This window comes from Streptomyces sp. NPDC041205, from assembly GCF_055591765.1.
This window is the reverse complement of the sequence record NZ_JBVIZH010000001.1, coordinates 1,356,210-1,376,681: the sequence shown is the minus strand read 5'-3', so window position 1 is coordinate 1,376,681 and position 20,472 is coordinate 1,356,210. Positions and strand designations below refer to the sequence as shown.

The window sequence follows — 20,472 nt, the reverse complement described above, 5'->3', positions numbered from 1 at the left end:
GAGGTAGGTGCGGCTGATGGGTCGGACGATTCCAGTGAACCTTGCGCGTCCAGTGAACCTTGCGCGTCCGGTGCGCCGGGTGCGCCCCGGACGGCGGGTGAGCGGCGGGACCTCGACCGGGAGTTCTCCCCGAGTTCCCGCGTGGACGACCTCACCGCCCACCTCGACCGGTACGCGGCCGACAGCGCCCGTGCCCGCGTCACCCTGACCGTCCACCGGGACCTGAGCTGCGGCCCACTGCCCGAGCAGACCTTCGACTACTTCCCCGCCGCCGAACCGGGCGCCCCGCTGCTCGTCTTCGTGCACGGCGGCTACTGGCAGGAGCTCAGCAAGTCCGAAGCCGCCTTCGCCGCGCGGGACTTCGTCGCCGCGGGCATCGCGTTCGCCGCCCTCGGCTACGGCCTCGCGCCCGCGCACTCGATGCGGCAGGTCACGGCGGCGGCGAGCGAGTCCCTGCGCCGCGTCTGCACCGGGCTCGCGGGCCTGCCGGGGGCGCCGGGCGCGGTCCACCTGGCCGGGCACTCGGCCGGTGCGCACCTGGTCGCCTCGGCGCTGCTCGACACCGAGGGCTGGCGGCGCGCGGGCACCGGGCCGTCCGCCGCGGTGTCCTCGGCCACGCTGATCAGCGGTGTGTACGACCTGGAGCCGCTGCGGCACACGTACGTCAACGACGCGCTGGGGATGGACGAGGAGGAGGCGCGGGCGTGCGGCCCGATGCGGATGCTGCCCGGGGCCGGGGGAGCGCTCTCGGGGGCGGAGTCGACCGGCCCCGGGGGAGGGCTCTCGGGGCCGGAGCCGACCGGCCTGGATCTGCCGCCGCTCGTCGTCGCCCGAGGTGAGAACGAGACCGACGAATTCGCTCGTCAGCAACGGGAGTTCGTGCGGCGGGCCCGCCTGGGCGGTGCCGAGGTGACGGACCTCGTGGTGCGGGGGCGCCACCACTTCGACCTGCCCTTCGACTTGGGGGACCCGACGACCGAACTGGGCGCGGTAGTGCGGCGGATGATGCGCCGGGTGATCTGTTCGAGGGGACCCGTAGGGGGTGGATCGGGGTGGAGTGGGGGAGAGTCCGGATCCGGTGGACGGAGCGGCGCCGGGACACTCGAATCATGAAGCCACTGACCTCCATCGGCGCTCGCAGATCCGCCACTTCGGCGCCCCTGCTGCGGCTGTTCGTGATGTCGGGGATCCTCACCGTCCTGCTCACTCGGGCGTTCCTCGCGCTCGCCGGATATCCCAAGCTGGGCAGCAAGGACCCGGACGCCACGGTGCACATCTCGCACATGCTGTGGGGCGGCCTGCTCATGGCCGTGAGTCAGGTGGCCCTGCTCGGGCTCGCCGGGCGTCGGCTGCGGACAGCCGGGGCCGCGGTCGGCGGCATAGGCTTCGGCCTGTTCATCGACCAGGTCGGCAAGCAGGTGTCGAACGAGGGGTATCTGTACGCTCCGGCGGCGGGACTGATCTACCTCAGCTTCGCGGTCCTGGCCGTCATAGCCTGGCGCGCGGACGACGGGGTGCCGGGCGGTGGCCGCGGCGACCACGCCGAGGCCACCCGCTCCTCCCAGGCGGCCGAGCTGCTGCTGCACGGCGTGGAGGACGGCCTGACGGCGGCCGAGAAGGCCAAGGCCCGGCAGCTCCTGGAGGGTTCGCCGCGGGAGACCGACCGGGCGCTGCTCCGGGCGCTCGGCACGCTGCCCCTGCGGGAGCCGAGGCCCGCCGCGTGGCGCGGGGCCCGGGACGCGCTGTCCGACCGGCTCGGCGGCCTCGCGGACCGCGCCGGCGTGGTCAGGGCCGCGGTGGTCCTCGCGGTGCTGTTCGGCTTCCTGCGCCTCGGCCGCCTCGCGGCCAGCGGCCTCGGCGGCCCGGACAGCGAGCGCGAGTGGAACGCGCTGGTGGTGGCCCTGGCCTGCGCGGCGGTCACCTGGGGGCTGTATGTGTACGCGGTCCGCAAGCTGCGCCGCGACCGCAGCGCGGCCTTCCGCGCCCTGCGCACCGGCGTCCTCATCGACCTGCTCCCCGGCCAGGTCCTGAACTTCACGATCCACCAGTTCTCCGCCGTCCAGGACCTGGTCCTCGATGTGCTGCTGCTCGCGGTGGTGACGGCGGAACTGCGCCGGATGGCGGCGGCGGAGGGGCCGGCGCAGGTGGACCGACGGCCCGCCACGAAGCACGACCCACAGCCCTCAGGGCACCTCATACAGGTGCGGGCGACCAGCGGCGCCGGGGATGTCCCGGCGCGATGACCGGGCAGGGCCCGGCCCGATGACAGGAGTGGAGTGACGATGGTGACGTCGACCGTGTCGTCAGTGGCACACCCCAGCATGCTGTCCGGCGCGGTGCGCCGGGTCGAGGCCGACTCGGTGGTGCGGATGGTGCGGGACCACGCGCGGCTGCGGCCGGACGCGGTGGCCGTGGAGTCGGCCGGACGATTCGTGACGTTCCGTCAACTGTGGTGCGGAGTGCTGGCCGTGGCGGCCGGTCTGGAGGAGGCGGGGGTCGGCCCCGGCGACCGCGTCGCGCTGTGGGCCGACCGTACGGCCGGGGTGGTGACCGGGGCGCTGGCGGTGATGGCGCTGGGCGCCGCGTATGTGCCGATCGACCCGGCGCACCCCGGCGACCGCACCGCTGCCGTCCTGGCGGGCGCCGACCCGGCGGCGCTGCTCCACGACGGCGGCCCGGCCGCGGGCAGGCTGCCGGAGGTGCGGGTGCCCGTGCTGGACGTAGGGGAACTGCTGGGGGCGGGCGCGGGGGGCGCGTCCGGTGCGGTGGGCGCGGGGGGCGCGGTGGGTTCGGCGGGGGGCGGTGGCCCGGCGGGCGGTACGGGGGCCGTCGCGCCGCCGGAGCGGGTGCTGCCCGGCCCGGAGGACATCGCGTACGTGGTGTTCACGTCCGGGTCGACGGGCACGCCCAAGGGCGTCATGGTGCCGCACGCGTCGCTGGCCAACTACGTGTCCTGGTGCGGTGAGCTGGTCGGCGGGGGCGGCAGCGGCAGCCCGCTGTTCGCGAGCCTCGGCTTCGACCTGGCGATGACGTCGCTGTGGGTGCCGCTGGCGCGGGGCCTGCGGGTGGTGACGGTGTCCGGGCTGCACGACCAGGAGACGCTCTTCGGCGCCCGCGAGGACCCTTACACGTTCGTGAAGCTGACGCCGTCGCACGCCCGGTTCTTCGACGTCCTCGCGGAGCCGCCGCGGTACGACCTCGCGACGCGGCTGCTGATGTTCGGCGGCGAGGGCCTCGACCCGGCCCTGATCGCCTCGCTCGGCGACCGCGTCGACGGGGTGCGCCTGGTCAACCACTACGGCCCGACGGAGACGACGATCGGCTGCTGCGCGTACGCCTTCGACAGCGCCCACGTGCCCACGACGCCGACGGTGCCGATCGGCGCCGCCGCCTGGAACACCCGGGCGTACGTGGTCGACGACCAGCTGCGGCCGGTGGCGCCGGGGCAGCCGGGCGAGCTGGTGATCGCGGGCCGCGCGGTGGCCGCCGGGTATCTCGGGGGCCGGGACACCGGCGCGAAGTTCCTCGACGAGCGGGACCTGGGCGGCGCGACGGGCCGGGCGTATCGCACCGGGGACATGGTGGAGCTGCTGCCCGAGGGCGCCCTGCTCTATCTGGGCCGCGGCGACGACCAGTTGAAGGTCAACGGCCACCGCGTGGAACTGGGAGAGCTGCGCCACCACGTCCTGGCGGTGCCGGGGGTGGCCGACGCGGCCTTCGACATAGTCCGGGGCCCGGTGGACACGCTGGAACTCTTCATCCGCGCCAAGGACGCCACGGCCCCCGCCTCCGCGACCGCCGCCCCCGCCTGCGACTTCACGGACACGGTCCGGGAAGCCCTCGCCGAGAAGCTGCCGTCGGCGCTGGTCCCGGAGTCGGTGCGGGTGGTCCCGGACATCGTCTTCAACGCCAACGGCAAGTGCGATGTGGCGGCGACGCGACGCCAGTTGGAGCGAGGCATATGAGCCCGTCCGGCGCCTGAGGCCGCGACCGGAGGCCGGCCACCCGCCCTGCCTGATCAGCGGGACGTCAGAACCTTGTCAGAGCCGTGCCGAGAACATGGCGGTACGGGCCGGGAGCGCGCTTCGGGACCAGGTGCCAGGCCCGCCACCTGACTACTCGGTTACGGAGTGTGCGACGTGTCGAACCCCTTTGAGGACCCGGACGGTTCCTTCCTCGTGCTGGTGAACGACGAGGGCCAGCACTCCCTGTGGCCCGCGTTCGCCGAGCGGCCGGAGGGCTGGACGGTGGCGCTCGACGAGAGCCCGCGCGCGGACGCCCTCGCCTACGTCGAGGCGCACTGGACGGACATGCGCCCGCGCGGCCTGCGCGCGGCCGCGGACCCCACCGCCGCCTGACAGCCGTCGGCCACCGGACCTTGAGGAGTACTCGTGGGCATGGCGATTCGGGCGGAGGGTCTGCGCAAGCGCTACGAGCAGACCGAGGCGCTCGGCGGGGTCGACCTGGAGGTGCCGAGCGGAACGGTGCTCGGGCTCCTCGGGCCGAACGGCGCGGGCAAGACGACGACCGTGCGGATGCTGGCGACGCTGCTCGAACCGGACGGCGGCCGCGCCGAGGTCGCCGGGTTCGACGTGGTGCGCGAGGCGCGTGAGGTGCGACGCAGGATCGGCCTGGCGGGGCAGTACGCCGCCGTGGACGAACACCTCACGGGCCGCGAGAACCTGGTCCTCATCGGGACGCTGCTCCACCTGGGCCGCCGGGCGGCCCGGCGGCGCGCCCACGACCTGCTCGACCGCTTCGACCTGACGGCCGCGGCGGACCGCCCGGCGCGGACGTACTCCGGAGGCATGCGGCGCCGGCTCGACCTGGCCGCGTGCCTGGTCGCGACGCCGTCGGTGCTGTTCCTGGACGAGCCGACGACGGGACTCGACCCGGTGAGCCGGATGGCGCTGTGGAACGTGGTGCGTGAGCTGGTGGCGGACGGGATGACGGTGCTGCTCACCACGCAGTATCTGGAGGAGGCCGACTTCCTGGCCGACCGGATCACCGTCATCGACTCCGGCCGCGTCATCGCCGACGGCACGCCGGACGAGCTGAAGCGGAAGGTCGGCGAGGAGCGCCTCGAGGTGTCGGTGGCGCGCCCGGACGGCCTGGCCGCCGCGGTGGCCGCGCTGCGCGGCGTCTCGGCCGACGAGCCGTCCGTGGACGCCGACGGCGGCCTCATATCCATCGCCCTGAGCGACGGCATGGGGGGCCTCGCGAACGCGGCGGTGGCCCTGCGCCAACAGGGCGTGGAGGTGGCCGACTTCGCACTGCGCAGGCCGACGCTCGACGAGGTGTTCGTGACACTCACGGGCAAGTCGGCGTAGGCCGGCGCGACGGCCCGAACGGCGGGGGCCGCACCGGGGCCGATCTCCGCCACCACCTCCTCTTCTCTTTTCTCTTCTTCTCACTTCTTCTCTTTCTCTTCGCGCGGGACCCACACGGGACACGGGACACGGGGCACGCGGACACCTGGGGGCATCGCCATGCAACGAATCCACTTCACCGCCGCGGACTTCGCGCGGACGCGACTGAAGACGACGGCCGGGCCGCTGGCGGAGACGGCGTTCGCCTGCGGGCTGCTCGGCCGCGGCGTTCCGGCGCCGTTCGCGCGCTGGCGCGGCCAGGTCGGCAAGGCGCTGGCGCAGCGGCCGGGACTGCTGTCCGGCACGGGCGACCTGGACTCCCTGCTGCGGAGCATCGAGCGTTCCGACCGGGCGATGAGCGGTGAGCTCCTGGACGCGGCGGCGCCGGTCCCGCAGCTGCCGACGCAGGAGGCGGCCGGGGACCTGTCGCAGCTGTGGAAGGCGGTCGTGGCGCCGTACTGGGACCGGATCGTGGCCTACCTGGAGGCCGAGTGCGACGCCCGCGGCCGGGTCGTGATGGCGGGCGGCGTCGAGCTGCTCCTTGCGACCCTGCACTCCAAGATGACGTGGAAGGCGCCGGTCCTGGAGATCCACGACGGTCCCGACGAGGACATCTACCTCGACGGGCGCGGCCTCGTCCTCACGCCGTCGGTGTTCCTGAACCACCGCGCGGGCCGCGTCACCCGCAAGCTCGGCGAGAACAGCCCGGTCGTCCTGGCGTTCGCCACGCCCCCTGACGTACAGCAGGCGGCGGCACTGTGGGACGAGCCGGAGCCCGAGGAGAGCACCCAGAGCCTCGGCGCCCTGGTCGGCCAGACCCGCGCCGCGGCCCTGCACGTCCTGCGGGCCAGCTGCACCACCAGCCAGCTCGCCGACCGCCTCGGCATCTCCGCGGCCGGAGCCAGCCAGCACACGGCGGTGCTCCGCCAGACCGGCCTCATCACCACCCGCCGCATCCGCAACACGGTCCTGCACACCCTCACCCCCCTGGGCGTGGCCCTCCTCAAGGGCATGACCACCCGCCCCGCCCAGGCCGCCGAGCACACCCCCCGCCGCCGTGGCCCCCAGTCCACCCGCCTCCGCGTCGTCGACGCCATACCGGCCCAGCGGGCGGTCCGCCACGCGTCGTAAGCGACGCCCCCGTTCGTCACGAAGCAGCCCTCGATGAGGGCTGCTTCGGCGTTTCCGCCCGTCCCGCGCGCACGACCGAGGGCGTCCTTCCCGCGCGCACCACCGTGGTGCCTTATCCGTGCGCACCCCCGAGGTGCCTTATCCGCGCGCACCCCCGAGGGCCGGTCCGCAGCGCCCTCCGCACAGCCGGGGACCCGGCACACGCACCTTCACGTGTGCCGGGTCCCCTCAAGGCCGCAGGCCAGCCCCCGCAGGCCTACTCCCGTACCCCCACCGCCTCCACCGGCCGGTTCCTCAGGACCGTCAGGGCGGAGATCAGGGTGGTCGCCAGGGTCAGGGCGAAGGCCGCCGAGACGACCGTGGCGAAGATCCAGGGAGAGCCCTCGGGGGTGGCCGTGCCCAGGACGCTCAGGCTCAGGGGGACCAGGGTGAGGGCCGCGACCAGGGAGCCGAGGAGGACGCCGGCCAGGGAGACCAGGGCGGCCTCCATCGCCATCATCTGCATCACCTGGCGGCGGGTCGCGCCGATGAGGCGTTGCAGCATGAACTCTCGGCGGCGTTCCGTGGTCGCCAGGGCCTGGGTGTTGACCAGGGCGATCACGGCGTACCCGACGACCACGCCGAGGACCAGGTACGCCATCCACGCCTGGGTGTCGTCCTGTTCGGCCTGCGCGGCGGCCAGGGTGTCGCGGGTGGTGACCCGCAGACCGGGCTGGCCGTCGGACAGCGCGGAGAGGGTGGAGGTCAGCTCGGCGCGGTCCGTTCCGGGCTCCGCCGTCACCATGATGCGGGGAATCAGGCCGGAGTCCGTGTGCCGGGCTAGGAACGCGGCGGGCAGCAGCGCCGTCTCGTACCCCCGCTCGCCCTTGACCGTGGCCACCAGCTTGAGCTTGACCAGGCTGCCGTCGCCGAGCCGCATCGGGACCATGTCGCCGATGCGGTGGCCGTCGGTGTAACGCGTGGGCAGGGCCACGGACTTGCCGCGCAGCGCGTCGAGGCTGCCCTGGGTCGCGCGGAAGGCCGTCGTCTTCGTGATGCCCTCGGGCGTGATGCCCGCGAGGGCCATCTCGGGCGGGTCGGCCGCGCCCTCACCGCTGTCCGCGGTGGGCTCGACCGGTGTCCTCGGCTCGACGTACCCCCTGCTGGAGACCTGCGCGGACGCCGCGGCCACGCCGGGCTGGCGCCGCACCGTCTCCACCATGTCCAGGGGCAGGCCACCGGCGTCGGAGGTCACGGCCAGGTCGGCGCGCAGGCTGTCGTCGAACGCCCGCTCCGCGCCGCGGGAGTTGGTGGTCTGCATGTAGATCAGGGCGATGGCCAGGCCCGTGGCGAGCATCACCGGCATCACCGCGCCGGCGAACCTGGCCGTGCGCGCCTGCGAGTTGAGCGTGGCGAGGCGCCCGGAGAGGCCGGAGAGCGAGCGCAGCGGCCGGAACAGGCCCCGCGTCATGGCCCGCGCGAGCACCGGCCCGAGCAGCCCGAACCCGGCCGTCCACACCATCGCCGCCGGAGTCGCGGCCCCGGCCGCCTTCGGCCCGTCCATCCCGGCCGTGACCACCGCGAGCGCGGCGCCGCCGCCGAGGCAAAGGACCGCGACGATCACCCGCGGCCAGCTGAACCAGCTCCGTTCGAGGCCCGCCTCGGCCAGCGCCTCCGTGGGCCGGGTGCGGGCCGGGCCGCGGGCCGCGATGAACGCGGCGCCGACCGCCGTGACCAGGGCCGTCGCCGCGCCCGCGATCAGCGGGACGGGGCCCGGGTGGAACTCCATGGTGTCCGGTACGACACCGGCGGAGGCGAACGCGTCGAGCAGGACGCGGCCGAACTGCGGGCCGAGCGCGCAGGCCAGCGCCGTCGCGATGACCGTGAGCAGCAGCGTCTCGCCGAGGATCAGACGGCGCAGCTGCCCGGGGGTGGTGCCGATCGCGCGCAGCAGCGCCATCTCGCGCTGCCGCTGCTGGATGGACAGGCCGAGGGTGCTCGCGACCACGAACACGGTGACCATCGCGGCGAGTCCGCCGAAGGCCGCCGCGAGGGCGACGAGGTCGTCGCCGCCGGAGACGATGTCGGGGTTCTCGGCGCGGCCCCGCTCGGAGCCGGTGAGGACGGTGAGCGCCGGGCTGTCCACGGTCTCCTCGACCGCCTTCGCGACCTGCGCCGGGTCGGCCCCGGGCCGCGGGAACACCCCGATGACGTCGGCCTTCCCTGGGTGGGCGGAGAGTTCGGCGGCCCGCGCGTCGGTGAGGAAGACACGGCCGGAGTCGCCGTCGCCGCGGGCGAGCCCGGAGACCGTGAAGCTCTGGGTGCCGCCGCCGACGAGGAGCCGGACGCGGTCGCCGGGGTCGATGCCGGCCTGCCGGGCGAGGCGTTCGTCGAGGACGACCTGGCCCGGCTTCGAGGGCGCGGCGCCCTCGCTGACGCGGTACGGGGTGAGCTTGGCGGAGGACCAGCCGTGGCCGGTGACCTTCGCCGCGGCCCGCTTGCCGTCGGCGGACGCGAGCGCGCCGGGGAACGACACGTCCGGCACCGTCGCGGCGACCCCGTCGACGGACCTCAGCTTCTGCGCCAGCTCCGCGTCCACGGGCACCCGCTCGACGAACGGCTCCTCGCTCTGCGTACCGAGATAGCGCTGGTCGGCGCTGACGAGGATGGGCGCGGCGGCGAGCCGCTGGGGCTCGGCCGTGCTCTTCAGGGCGCTCTGCAGGAGTCCGCCGCAGCCGACGACGATCGCGGCGCCGAAGAACAGCGCGATGAACGAGGCGAGGAAGCCGTTGCGGTGGTGGCGCAGCGTGCGCAGGGCGATCCTGATCATCGCAGGCCCTCCCACGCGGGCGCCTGCACGGAGGCCCGCGCGGACGGCCGCACGGCCCGCCCACCGGCCGCCGCCTCGGCACCCGGGTCCGCCCCGGCCCTGCCCCCGGCACCCGGGTCCGCCCCGGCCCTGCCACCGGCACCCGGGTCCGCCCCGGCCCCGCCCCCGGCACCCAGGCCCACACCGAGTCCGCCCCCGGCGCCCCCGAGCGCGCTCCGCTCGGCCCCCGGCCCCGCCGCGGTCGGCACGACCCGCTCCGAACCCCACGCCCCCAGATGTGTCATCCGCTCCGCCACCTGGTCCGGCGTCGGCTGCTCCAGGGAGCTGACGATGCGGCCGTCGGCGAGGAACAGGACGCGGTCGGCGTGCGCGGCGGCCACCGGGTCGTGCGTGACCATCACGATCGTCTGCCGCGCCCACCGCACGGACTCGCGCAGCAGGATGAGGACTTCACGGGCGGTGTGCGTGTCCAGGGCGCCGGTGGGCTCGTCGCCGAAGATGACGGCGGGCTTGGCGACCAGCGCCCGCGCGATGGCGACGCGCTGCTGCTGGCCGCCGGACAGCTCGCCGGGTCGGCGGCCCTGCATCCCGGCGAGCCCGACCCGCTCCAGGACCTCCTCCACGGCCCCCCGCTCGGGCTTGCGGCCCGCGAGCCGCAGCGGCAGCGTCACGTTGTCGAGCACGCTGAGCGCGGGCAGCAGGTTGAAGGCCTGGAAGATGAAGCCGATCCGCTCGCGGCGGAGCTTGGTCAGCGCGCGTTCCTTGAGGGTGGACAGCTCCACGCCGTCGAGCCGCACGGAGCCCGACGTGGGCCGGTCCAGGCCCGCGGCGCAGTGCAGGAAGGTGCTCTTGCCGGAGCCGGAGGGGCCCATCACCGCGGTGAAGGTGCCCCGGTCGAGGCCGATGGACACGCCGTCGAGGGCGGCCACTTGGTTCTTCTGGCCCTTGGCGCCGCCGTAGACCTTGTGCACGGCGTCGAGCCGTACGACTTCCTGGGGGTCGGGGCTTGTGGTCCCGCTCATGAGTGGCGTCCTTCGTGGGGAGTGAATGGGCTTGTGGCGGGTCGCGGAGCGTCGCTGGGGCCGTGGGCCGAAGAGGCGGGCGTGGGCCGGCGGGTCAGGTCCGGGACCAGGAGCGGAACTGCCGCAGTCCGTACAACAGCGGTTCCTGTACGTGGCGTTGGGTGATCCGGCGGGTCTCGCCGAAGACGGTGACGTGGCTGCCCATGCGCTGGGTCAGGACCACGTCGCAGTCGGCGACGGTGTGCGCGTCGCGGATCAGATGGGGTCCGGCGCCGTCCGGTGCCCGCTCCCAGGGCGTCGTGCGGAAGCGGTCGGGGTCGCCGGAGGCGAAGAGCTCGGCCACGTCCTGGGCGCCTTCGTGCAGCAGGTTCACCGTGAAGGCGCCGGATTCCAGGGCGGCGGCCAGGGTCGGGCTGTCGCCGCGCAGGCAGACGAGCAGGGTGGGCGGGTCGATGGACACGCTGCACACCGCGGAGCAGGTCATGCCGCGCGGCTCACCGTCGGCGTCGAGCGCGGTGACCACGCAGACGCCGGTGGGGAAGCGGCTCATCATCGTGCGGAAGCCGTCGGGCGTCGCCTCGGCGGCCACTTGCAGGGCGGGATCTCTCATGGGAGGGCCTTCCTGGCTCGGTGGGGGCGGGCATCCCGGCCGCGGGGCGCGTGGCCGGGATGCCCTGGACGTCGGTGGCGCGGCCGGGGGAGCCCGGCGTCACCGCATCCGCGCGAAGTAGTCGTAGGCCTGGGGCAGGGCCGAGGTGAGGGCCCGGGTCTTCTCGCGGATGGCGGCGAACTCGCGCGCGGCGGCGTCGGGTTCACTGAGCCGGGTGGCGGGCGACGCCTTCAGGTCGATGCCGCCCATGCCGAGCAGGATGCACATGTACGAGTACGGCGGCAGGCCGTGGTAGTAGGGGAAGACGGTCTCGGAGTCGGGCAGTTGGACCTTCCACTTCTCGATGCGCTCGGCGAGTCCGTCGGGCAGCGGGCGGGTCTTGGTGTCGCGCCAGTACTGGGTGTCGGAGCGCTTGGCGGCGGCGTAGTGCAGCGCCAGGAACTCGCGTACGCCGTCCATGACGTGGGCGATCGCGTCGTTGTAGAGGTCGCGGTGCGCGGGGTTCCAGGTCTCGTCGGGGAAGTTCTTCGCGAACTGCTCGATGGCGTGGTGGATGAAGAAGATGCCGGTGGACTCCAGCGGCTCGACGAAGCCGCTGGACAGGCCGATGGCCACGCAGTTCTTCACCCAGGAGTTCTCGCTGCGGCCGATGCGCATCTTGATGTGGTTGGCGGGCACGTCCGCGGCGGCCGGGCCGACGAACTCGCGCAGCGTGCGCTCGGCGTCCTCGGGTGAGAGGTAGTCCTTGGCGTACACATAGCCCGTGCCCACGCGGCCCATGAGGGGGATCGTCCAGATCCAGCCCGCGTCCTGGGCGGTGGCGGTGGTGCAGGGCAGGATGCCGCGCTTCTGCATGTCCATCGGCACCTGGAGGGCGACCGCGCTGTCGTTGGGCAGCGTGTCCTGGTACGAGATGAAGGGGGTCTCCAGGGCCTTGTTCAGGAGCAGGCCGCGGAAGCCGGTGCAGTCGATGTACAGATCGCCGGTGATGTCGCCGTGGTCGCCGGTGGTGACGCCGGAGATCCAGCCGCGCTCGTCCAGGTCGACCTTCTTGACGTCGTCGACGATGTGCTTGACGCCGCGCTCCACGGAGTACTTCGTCAGGTACTTGGCGAGCAGCGCGGCCTCGAACTGGTAGGCGTAGGGGAACTGGGTCTTGCCCTGGTGCTCGGACATCGTCAGGCCCTGCATCTCGTCCGCGCCCTCGTCGAAGGGCTGGTCGATCAGCGTGCCGTCCAGGTGGCGCGGGCTGAGCCCGGCGTCGATGACCGAGGCCATCACGAAGCAGTCCTTGTCGAACCGGTCCGTGGGGCCCTGCTGGAGCCACCAGTCCGTCAGCGGCAGGCCGTTGACGGACCGCATCTGCTCGAAGGGGTGGTAGAAGTAGTGCCCTTTCTCGCGCCAGTCCTCGAAGCGCACGGCGAGCTTGTACGTGGCGTTGCACGCCGGCATCCAGTCCTTCTCCTTGAGTCCGAGGAACTCGAAGAAGTGGCGGATATCGCTGAAGGTCGCCTCGCCGACACCGACCGTACCCACGTTGCCGGATTCAACGAGCGTGATGTCTATTCGGTCGCCGAACGCGGCCTTGAAGTACGAGGCCGTCATCCATCCTGCAGTTCCGCCGCCAACAATCACTACACGGTTGAGCATTGGTGACTCCCGTCGGGTGGCTTCACGATTGAAAATGAGCCTAGGAGTGCCGGGAACGCCGATCCAGGTCCTTAAGCATCGGCCGAAACTCGCAGGTGAAGCGAAGGAACGCGACCGTTCACAGAAAGCGCCAAGCGCTTGTCAGAGATGTGTCAGAGGGAGTTCGCAAGCATAGCTTCGGGCCTCTCCGTGCCCTTGCTTTCCCGGCCGCACGGATGGCTGTTTTCGGCCGCCGGAATTCGCGGTGGGCAACGCGCGGACCAGCCGGTTCCGGGCGCCGGACCGCCCCTCGGGGACGGGACTCGGCCAGAAGCGGAGGCGTGGTTGACGCTTCTTCAAGGCACCTGTAATCCTCAACTTACACATGAAAGAACGTACTGAACGAGCATGAGGAGCCGGTGTCGTGAAGAAGCAGCCGACCGTTTTGAGAGTGGCCAACTGGAGCGCCCTGCACCCGGGCCGGGCGATCGCCGGATGGTTCGCCTTCGTCGCCCTCTGCCTCGCCGTCGGCCTCGCCCTCGGCAACCAGCGCGCGGGCGACGGCGACTTCCAGGTCGGCGAGTCCGGCCGCGCCGAGGCCATCGCCTTACGGGCCGACGTGCAGGACCGGCCCACCGAGCACGTGATGATCTACGCCAAGTCCGGCGCCCCGGACTCCCGGCAGGCCGAGGCCGCCGCCCGGGACGTCACCGCCCGGATGAAGCGGCTCCCGGAAGTCGTCGGCGTACGCGACCCCGTGACCTCGACCAGCACGGCCAGCACGACCAGCACGGCCACCGGGAAGATGCTCCGCGTCGAGGTGTCCATGAAGGGCACCAAGCGCGAGGCCAAGGACTACATCGAACCGCTCCTGGACGAGACCGCCGCCGTCCAGAAGGCCCACCCCGGCCTGGTCGTCGAGCAGATCGGCGACGCGTCCGTGACGTACGGCCTGGAGAAGCAGCGCGGCAAGGACCTCACCAAGTCCGAACTCATCACGTTCCCGGTGACGTTGGTGACGCTGCTCGTGGTCTTCGGCTCCCTGATCATGATCAGCGTGCCGCTGCTGCTCGCGCTCACCTCGATCGCGGGCGCCGTCGGCCTGTCGATGGTCGTCTCGCACGCGGTGCCCGACTCCGGGCTCGGGATGAACATGATCCTGCTCATCGGCATGGCCGTCGGCGTCGACTACACCCTCTTCTACCTCAAGCGGGAGCGCGAGGAGCGCGAGCTGGCCGGCGGCAGGCTCTCGCCGGAGGCCCTCGTCGGCATCGCGGCCGCGACCTCGGGACGCGCCGTCGTCGTCTCCGCGCTCGCCGTCATCGTCTCCACCGCCACACTGTTCCTCGCCGACGACACCATCTTCTCCACGCTCGCCACCGGCACCATCGTCGTGGTGCTCGTCGCCATGGTCAGCTCCGTCACCGTGCTGCCCGCGCTCCTGGTGAAGATCGGCCACCGCATGGACCGCAGGGCCCGGCGCGCCATGGAGCGCGGCAAGCCCGTCAGGCGCCGCACCCCCGAGAAGAACGGCCGCGTCTGGTCGGCCCTGCTCAAGCCCGCGCGGCGGCGCCCCGCCGTCACGCTCCTCGTCTCCGTGCTCGTCATGCTCGGCCTCGCCGCCCCCGCGCTCGGCATGGAGCTGCGCGTCCTGAACAAGGACACCCACTCCCGCCAGATCCCCGAGATGCGCGCCTACGACCGCCTCAACGACGCCTTCCCGCACCTGCGCGGCGAGCACTGGGTCGTCGTGCACGCCCCGCAGGGGCAGCAGGACGACGTCGCCGACGCCCTCACCGCGCTCAAGGAGAAGACCGAGGCCGACCCCGACTTCGCCCGCACCCCCCTGGAGGTGCGCACCTCCAAGGACGGCCGCACCAGCCTGCTCACCCTGCGCGTCCCCTTCAAACTGGGCTCCGACCAGGCCAAGGACTCCCTCACCCACCTGCGGGACGACTACGTCCCCGCCACCGTCGGCAAGGTCCCCGGAGCCGAGTACGGAGTCGACGGGCCCATCGCCGTCGACCGCGACTACCTCGACAACCAGAACGCCAAGATGCCGCTGATCCTCGGTGTGCTGCTGCTCGTCACCTTCGTGATGACGGTCCTCGTCTTCGGCTCCGTCGTCCTCGGGCTCATCGGCGTCGTCCTCAACCTGCTGTCCGTGGCCGCCGCGTTCGGTGTGCTCACCGTGTTCTTCCAGTGGGGGCTCGCGTCCACCCTGTTCGGCTTCGAGGCGAGCGCCACCAGTGAGATCGGCAGCCGCGTACCGCTGTTCCTGTTCGTGATCCTCTTCGGGCTCTCGATGGACTATCAGGTCTTCGTCGTCAGCCGCATCAGGGAGGCGGCGCTCGCCGGTATGCCCACCCGCGAGGCGGTGCTCGACGGTCTTGCCAAGTCGGCCAAGGTCGTCACCAGCGCGGCCGTGGTGATGGTGACGGTGTTCTCCACCTTCGTCTTCCTGCACCTCGCGGAGATGAAGCAGATCGGCTTCAGCCTCGCCGTGGCCGTGCTCCTGGACGCCTTCATCATCCGCATCCTGATCCTGCCCTCGGCCATGATCCTGCTGGGCAGGGCCAGTTGGTGGCCCTCGACGAAGCTGCGCCGGGCCACTGGGGCGGCCGGGGCCCCCGAGGTCACCGGTGCCATCGGTCCGGCCGAGGCCGACGAGCCCACCGGGGTCCGGCAGGCACCCGTCACCCCCGTCGAGGAGACGCCCCCGGCCCCCGTCGCGGCCGCCCGCACCCCCTGACGCCCCCCTCCCGAGCGAGGCGCCGGACCGGAATCCCCCGCCGGTCCGGCGCCTCCCACCTGCGACGAAGCCCCGCCCGCGGATGTGACATGGCCGGCCATACCACCTCCCGCCCCGACGGCCCGCCGGATGGTATTTCCCGCGGCGCGGCCCGCCGGGGCACGATGGATCTCACCACCTGGCCGACGATTCGTTACGGGGGTCTGGCACGATGGAAATTCAAATCCTTGGCTCTGTTTTCCTGTCCCACGAGGACAAGCAGTACGCGATGGCGTCCCGGCGCGTCAGTTCCGTGCTCACCGTTCTCGCCCTCACACCGCGGGAGCCGATTTCATCGGACCAACTCGTGGACGAACTCTGGGGCGAACGCCGGATGGCGAATGCGCGGAACGCGCTGCACGCCAATGTGGGGCGGCTCCGCAAATACCTGGAATCCATCACGGGAATCAAGGGCGGCGATCTCATTCGCACCGTCGGCAGCGGATATCTGCTCGACGTGCCGCCGGAGACGGTGGACGCCCACCGCTTCCTGAAGCTCGCGGACGCCGGTGCCGACCTGGTCCACCGCGACCCGGCCGCGGCCATCGCCCGCCTGGAGCAGGCGCTCGCCCTGTGGCGCGGGCCCGCCCTGATGGACGCCTGCGAGGGACTGCGCTGCCGCATCAGCGCCGCCCAGCTCGAAGAGCGCAGGATCACCGCGTACGAGGACCTGACCGCCGCCAAGCTGGCCGTCGAGGCGCACCGGGTGTCGGTGACGGAACTGCGCCAACTGGCCACGGAACACGCCGAGCGCGAGCGGCTCAGTGAACTTCTGATGCTCGCCCTCTACCGTGACGGACGACAGGCCGAGGCACTTGAGGTGTTCCACGGGGCGCGCCAGCGCCTCGCCAGCGATCTGGGTCTGGAGCCCGGCCGCGCCCTGCACCGCGTCTACCAGGCGATCCTCCAGCAGGACGAGGGCCTCGGCGAACCCCGCCAGGCGCTCGCTTACATAGGGCAGACATCCTGACGAATTACCCTCAAACGGGATCCTCGGCCAATCCTGTGGGTATGGCCTGAACGCCGTGAACTTCCGTTCACCCCGGGGCTGTTAACGCGATGATCGGTAGACAGTCAACGCCCCGCTTGGTTAAGGTTCTTGGGCGTCTCGCATGCGGTCGTTTCAGTTCACGTGCACGTCTTCAACAACTTCCGTGAGGCGTTCGGGGGATTTGCCTTCAGGGGGTTACGGGGACTTGGACATAGAGCTGCGCCACGCCCGGATAGTGGCCACAATCGACGCTGCCGGGAGCATTTCAAAGGGGGCGGGCGAGCTCAATCTGCCGCAGCCCAGTCTCACCGCACAGTTACGCAGGATCGAAAGGGCAGTGGGCGGGGACCTGTTCATCCGGTCCCGCGCCGGGGTGACCCGCACCGCACTCGGTGAGCGGCTCATCCCCATGCTGTCCGACCTGGTCAAACGCGCGGAAGAGGTGATGGCCGCGGCGGCCGCGCCCACCTCGGGTCCGCTGCGGTTCGGGAACATGGAGTGGACGCCGCCGACCCTGCGCGGCGCGCTCCAGTCGGCGTTGCCCGCCGTCGAGTTGCAGACCGTCACGATGGACCCGGCGACCGCGGTCGAGGGCGTCCAGAGCGGCACGCTCACCGCCGCCCTCGTCCCCAGCATCACCGTCGCCGAGGCGGCCGAGGGCCCCGAACCGGCGCTCGGCAAGATGCTGATCGTGCGCGAACCCGTGTGGCTCGCCCTGCCGTTGCAGCACCCGCTCGCCGGGCGCTACAGCCTGGAGCCCGGCGAACTCGCCACGCTCGGCTGGGTCCGGTACTCGCAGGACCACTGGTTCCACGCCATCGAGCGGCAGTTGTTCGCCGCCTTCGACCACCCGGACCTGGAGATCCTGCACCGCGTCGACGGGCACCGCGAGGCGATGAACTGGGTGCGCGACCTCGGCGTCGCCGCCCTCACCCCGCCCACCGGCGCCACCACGGATGTGCGCCTGGTGCCGCTCACCGGGCCCGAGCGCGTCGAGATGCTGCTGGTGTGGCGCAGCGGCGCGGTGCCCCGCGAGACCCTGCGCAAACTGGTCGACACCGTCCGTCAGTACTACGGCGAGTACGCCCGTACGGTCCCCGGCTACTGGCACTGGATCGTCGAACACCCCCGGGACTTCCTGGAGTTGAACGGTTTCACGGCGCCGACCTCGCCGACCTCGCCGACGTCGACGACGTCGCCGACGTCGACGACGTCGACGACGTCGACGACGTCGCCGCCCTAGGGGCCGCGCGCTGCCGGAACGTTCATCCGGCAGAGGTGGCAGGGCGGCACGTGTCAGCCCCCGCACCGCCACGACAGGCGGCGCGGGGGCTGCGCCGTTTCATGGAGCGATGGCTTCCGGGCCTCCGGCGCACCGGTGCGTCAGCCGTAAATCAGCCAGCTGTCAGGGGCCGTTCGACAGCATCGTCGGCATGACCACAGCCAAGGAAGTCGCCGCGGTGGACCGCGCGAAGATCAAGGACATCGTCTGCGCGATCCTGGAGATCGAGCCGGACGAGCTGACCGACACCAGCCTGTTCAAGGAGGAGCACGACGCGGACTCGATGGCCGCCATCGAGATCCTCTCCCAGTTGGAGCGCGCCTTCGGCGTCGACATCGACCAGGCCGACCTGCCCCGCATGGTCCACCTCGACGGCATCGTCGCCGTGGTCACCGACTCCGTCGCGGCCCGCGCCTAGCTACCCGCCCGCGGACCTCGGCCATCGACGACTGGAGGGCATGGTGCACGACAAGGAGCAGCGACCGCGCCGCGTGGTGATCACCGGCCTCGGGACGGTCACCAGCATCGGACTGGGCGTCGCCGCGTTTCTCGACGGGCTGCGATCCGGCCGGGGCGGCGTCAAGCCCATCACGGGCTTCGACACCACGGGATTCGCACACGCCAACGGCTGCGAGGTCGACGACTTCGACCCCGCGCGCTGGATCCACCACGTCGACCCGGACACGCTCGGCCGGGCCACCCAGTTCGCGGTGGCCGCCGCGGGCATGGCCGTCGCCGACGCGGGCCTGAGCCAGGGCGAGCTGCGGGCCCGCAGGTCCCTGGTCTCCGTCGGCACCACCGACGCCGAGACCCGCGACCTGGACACGCTCACCGCCGCCCAACTGGCCGCAGGGCCCGAGCGCCTCGACCCGGTCGTGGCGCGCCGCGCCCAGGCCGGACGGCTCTCCACCGGCATCGTCCGCGAGCTCGGCCTCACCGACGTCGAGGCGCTGACCATCCCCACCGCCTGCGCCGCCGGGAACTACGCCATCGGCAACGGCTTCGACGCCATCCGCGACGGCGACGTCGACGTGGCGCTGTGCGGCGGCGCGGACGCGGTGTGCCGCAAGAACTTCGTCGGCTTCTACCGCCTCGGCACCGTCGCCCCCGAGGTCTGCCAGCCCTTCGACAAGGACCGCAAGGGCATCCTCACCGGCGAGGGCGCGGGCATCCTGCTGATGGAGAGCCTGGACTCCGCGCTCGCCCGCGGCGCCCGGATCTACGCCGAGGTCCTCGGCTACGGCCTCAACTGCGACGCCCACCACCCCGTCGCCCCCGACCAGGACTCCCTGGCCCGCTGCATGGAGGTGGCCCACCGCAACGCCGGGGTGAAGCCCGACGACATCGACTTCATCTCCGCCCACGGCACCGGCACCCGCGCCAACGACGTCACCGAGACCGGCGCCATCCGGCAGGTCTTCGCGACCCCGCCGCCCACCGTCTCCATCAAGTCGATGATCGGCCACTCCATGGGGGCGGCCAGCGCGCTCGCCTCCGCCGCCTGCGCCCTCGCCCTCACCGAGGGCTTCATCCCGCCCACCGTCAACCACGGCGAGACCGACCCCGAGTGCGGCCTGGACTGCGTACCCAACGAGGCGCGCCCCGCCGAGCTGACCGTGGTGCAGAACAACGCGCTCGCGTTCGCGGGCAACAACGCCGTCCTGATCCTCGGCCGGCACCACCGGGAGGCCGCGCGATGAACGACCTCGTCCTGTCCGCCTGGTCGGCGGTCACCCCCTACGGCGTGGGCGCCGAGCCGTTCCGCGCGGGCATCACCTCCGGACGCGAGGCCGTCGTCGTCCTGGACCGCGACACGCACCCCGGCCCGTTCACGCGCGGCGGGATCGTCCCGGACTTCAGCGCGGCCAAGTACGTCGGCAAGAAGGGCACCCGGACCATGGACCGGGAGACGGCGATCGCCGTCACCGCCGTGGGCCGCCTCATCGCCGAGTGCGGCGAGGGCCTCACCGAACGCCCCGACGAGGTCGGCCTGGTGCTCGGCACCGGATCCGGCAGCGTACAGAGCATCATGGACTTCACCCGCGACTCGCTGACGGGGGAGCGGCCCTACCACGTCGACCCGGCCCGGTTCCCGAGCACCGTGATGAACCGCGCGACCGGGCAGAGCGCCATCCGGCACGGCATCAAGGGCCCCAACACCACCGTCGCGGGCGGCGCCCTGACCGGCCTGCTCGCCCTCAGCTACGCCCTCAGGCTGCACAAGGGCGGGCACTGCGCCCGTGTCCTGTGCGGGGCCGCCGAGGAGTACTCCACGCAGCGCGCCTGGCTGGAGTGGCACGGCCGCGGCGAGGCCGAGCGGGACGTGCCGCTCGGGGAGGGCGGCACCGTGTTCCTGGTGGAGCCCGCCGCCGACGCGCGCGCCGCCGGGCGCGGACCGCTCGCCCGGGTTCTCGCCACCCGCTTCCGCGCCCACCACTCCCCGGACGAGGTCCGGCAGGCGCTCGCCGCCTGCGTGCGCGGCGCCCTCGACACGGCGGGGGTCAGCGCCGACGCGGTACGCCTCGTCGCGCCCCTCGGCCTCGGCGGGCCGCTCGCCGTGCAGGAGGAGCGGGCCGTCGGTGACGCGCTCGGCGACGCCCGGCCCCGGTGGCTGCGGGTGAGCGCGCTGCTCGGCGACACCTCCGCGGCCGCCACCGGCCTGCAGATCGCCGCCGTGCTCGCCGCCGCGGGCGAACGGGGCCTCGGACCCGGCGCGGCCGCCTTGGTCACCGGCGTCGAACGCGACGGCACGGTCGGCTGCGCGCTGCTCGGCGGCGCCTGACCCCTCGCCCGGGCCCGCCCCGGGCCCCAACCCCCGCCCCACGGAGGAGAAGCAGC

The 20,472-nt window shown here is 72.6% G+C and carries 15 protein-coding genes and 1 pseudogene; 12 read left to right on the top strand and 4 right to left on the bottom strand.

Going from position 1 to position 20,472, the window contains the following annotated elements; all coding sequences use genetic code 11:
* The first annotated feature begins 141 nt into the window (after positions 1-141).
* The 6 genes from ACZ6BG_RS05915 to ACZ6BG_RS05890 all read left to right on the top strand — a co-directional run bounded on the left by ACZ6BG_RS05915 (position 142) and on the right by ACZ6BG_RS05890 (position 6,500).
* The gene (locus ACZ6BG_RS05915; protein WP_468997324.1) at positions 142-1,113 is read left to right on the top strand and encodes an alpha/beta hydrolase; all 972 of its coding nucleotides are present in this window, start codon (positions 142-144) and stop codon (positions 1,111-1,113) included.
* Entirely contained in the window at positions 1,110-2,243 is a 1,134-nt protein-coding gene (locus ACZ6BG_RS05910; RefSeq protein ID WP_468997321.1) for a hypothetical protein, read from the top strand. The genes ACZ6BG_RS05915 and ACZ6BG_RS05910 overlap by 4 nt, the downstream gene beginning before the upstream one ends.
* Positions 2,244-2,306: 63 nt before the next feature.
* Entirely contained in the window at positions 2,307-3,965 is a 1,659-nt protein-coding gene (locus tag ACZ6BG_RS05905) for an amino acid adenylation domain-containing protein (RefSeq protein ID WP_468997319.1), read from the top strand.
* 174 nt (positions 3,966-4,139) lie between these two features.
* On the top strand, positions 4,140-4,358 hold the full coding sequence (locus ACZ6BG_RS05900) for an MbtH family protein (RefSeq protein ID WP_468997317.1): 219 nt from the start codon (positions 4,140-4,142) through the stop codon (positions 4,356-4,358).
* Between the two features lie 39 nt (positions 4,359-4,397).
* On the top strand, positions 4,398-5,330 hold the full coding sequence (locus tag ACZ6BG_RS05895; RefSeq protein WP_468997314.1) for an ATP-binding cassette domain-containing protein: 933 nt from the start codon (positions 4,398-4,400) through the stop codon (positions 5,328-5,330).
* Positions 5,331-5,489: 159 nt separating this feature from the next.
* Positions 5,490-6,500 carry an ArsR/SmtB family transcription factor gene (locus ACZ6BG_RS05890; RefSeq protein ID WP_468997312.1) on the top strand — a complete coding sequence of 337 codons (1,011 nt, stop codon included), beginning with the start codon at positions 5,490-5,492 and terminating at the stop codon, positions 6,498-6,500.
* Between the two features lie 256 nt (positions 6,501-6,756).
* Here ACZ6BG_RS05890 and ACZ6BG_RS05885 read toward each other — a convergent pair whose 3' ends face one another.
* From ACZ6BG_RS05885 to ACZ6BG_RS05870, 4 genes and pseudogenes are all read right to left on the bottom strand, one after another.
* Positions 6,757-9,309, bottom strand: coding sequence for an FtsX-like permease family protein (locus ACZ6BG_RS05885; RefSeq protein WP_468997309.1), 2,553 nt, complete (start codon positions 9,307-9,309; stop codon positions 6,757-6,759).
* Between the two features lie 263 nt (positions 9,310-9,572).
* Positions 9,573-10,331: pseudogene (locus ACZ6BG_RS05880) on the bottom strand (ABC transporter ATP-binding protein); the annotation flags it as partial.
* A gap of 94 nt (positions 10,332-10,425) precedes the next feature.
* Positions 10,426-10,941: a flavin reductase family protein gene (locus tag ACZ6BG_RS05875; RefSeq protein WP_468449905.1), complete on the bottom strand. Its 516-nt coding sequence runs from the start codon at positions 10,939-10,941 to the stop codon at positions 10,426-10,428.
* A 99-nt stretch (positions 10,942-11,040) separates the two neighbouring features.
* On the bottom strand, positions 11,041-12,591 hold the full coding sequence (locus tag ACZ6BG_RS05870; protein ID WP_468997304.1) for a tryptophan halogenase family protein: 1,551 nt from the start codon (positions 12,589-12,591) through the stop codon (positions 11,041-11,043).
* Positions 12,592-12,994: 403 nt separating this feature from the next.
* Here ACZ6BG_RS05870 and ACZ6BG_RS05865 point away from each other — a divergent pair, with 403 nt between their 5' ends.
* The 6 genes from ACZ6BG_RS05865 to ACZ6BG_RS05840 all read left to right on the top strand — a co-directional run bounded on the left by ACZ6BG_RS05865 (position 12,995) and on the right by ACZ6BG_RS05840 (position 20,416).
* Positions 12,995-15,322, top strand: coding sequence for an MMPL family transporter (locus ACZ6BG_RS05865; protein WP_468997302.1), 2,328 nt, complete (start codon positions 12,995-12,997; stop codon positions 15,320-15,322).
* A 211-nt stretch (positions 15,323-15,533) separates the two neighbouring features.
* The gene (locus ACZ6BG_RS05860) at positions 15,534-16,331 is read left to right on the top strand and encodes an AfsR/SARP family transcriptional regulator (RefSeq protein ID WP_468997300.1); all 798 of its coding nucleotides are present in this window, start codon (positions 15,534-15,536) and stop codon (positions 16,329-16,331) included.
* 184 nt (positions 16,332-16,515) lie between these two features.
* On the top strand, positions 16,516-17,595 hold the full coding sequence (locus tag ACZ6BG_RS05855; RefSeq protein ID WP_468997296.1) for a LysR family transcriptional regulator: 1,080 nt from the start codon (positions 16,516-16,518) through the stop codon (positions 17,593-17,595).
* A 190-nt stretch (positions 17,596-17,785) separates the two neighbouring features.
* Complete coding sequence (locus ACZ6BG_RS05850; protein WP_468997294.1) at positions 17,786-18,052, top strand: acyl carrier protein; 267 nt, start codon at positions 17,786-17,788, stop codon at positions 18,050-18,052.
* A gap of 40 nt (positions 18,053-18,092) precedes the next feature.
* On the top strand, positions 18,093-19,334 hold the full coding sequence (locus tag ACZ6BG_RS05845) for a beta-ketoacyl-[acyl-carrier-protein] synthase family protein (RefSeq protein ID WP_468997292.1): 1,242 nt from the start codon (positions 18,093-18,095) through the stop codon (positions 19,332-19,334).
* Positions 19,331-20,416 (top strand): beta-ketoacyl synthase N-terminal-like domain-containing protein, encoded by a 1,086-nt coding sequence (locus ACZ6BG_RS05840; protein ID WP_468997290.1) that lies wholly within the window; start codon positions 19,331-19,333, stop codon positions 20,414-20,416. Before ACZ6BG_RS05845 ends, ACZ6BG_RS05840 begins: the two co-directional genes overlap by 4 nt.
* The last annotated feature ends 56 nt before the right edge of the window (positions 20,417-20,472 follow it).

Coding starts and splice junctions, on each gene's coding strand:
- ACZ6BG_RS05910 (WP_468997321.1), top strand. CDS start 1,110: ATGAAGCCACTGACCTCCATCGGCGCTCGCAGATCCGCCACTTCGGCG.
- ACZ6BG_RS05895 (WP_468997314.1), top strand. CDS start 4,398: ATGGCGATTCGGGCGGAGGGTCTGCGCAAGCGCTACGAGCAGACCGAG.
- ACZ6BG_RS05890 (WP_468997312.1), top strand. CDS start 5,490: ATGCAACGAATCCACTTCACCGCCGCGGACTTCGCGCGGACGCGACTG.
- ACZ6BG_RS05885 (WP_468997309.1), bottom strand. CDS start 9,309: ATGATCAGGATCGCCCTGCGCACGCTGCGCCACCACCGCAACGGCTTC.
- ACZ6BG_RS05875 (WP_468449905.1), bottom strand. CDS start 10,941: ATGAGAGATCCCGCCCTGCAAGTGGCCGCCGAGGCGACGCCCGACGGC.
- ACZ6BG_RS05870 (WP_468997304.1), bottom strand. CDS start 12,591: ATGCTCAACCGTGTAGTGATTGTTGGCGGCGGAACTGCAGGATGGATG.
- ACZ6BG_RS05860 (WP_468997300.1), top strand. CDS start 15,534: ATGGAAATTCAAATCCTTGGCTCTGTTTTCCTGTCCCACGAGGACAAG.
- ACZ6BG_RS05850 (WP_468997294.1), top strand. CDS start 17,786: ATGACCACAGCCAAGGAAGTCGCCGCGGTGGACCGCGCGAAGATCAAG.
- ACZ6BG_RS05845 (WP_468997292.1), top strand. CDS start 18,093: ATGGTGCACGACAAGGAGCAGCGACCGCGCCGCGTGGTGATCACCGGC.
- ACZ6BG_RS05840 (WP_468997290.1), top strand. CDS start 19,331: ATGAACGACCTCGTCCTGTCCGCCTGGTCGGCGGTCACCCCCTACGGC.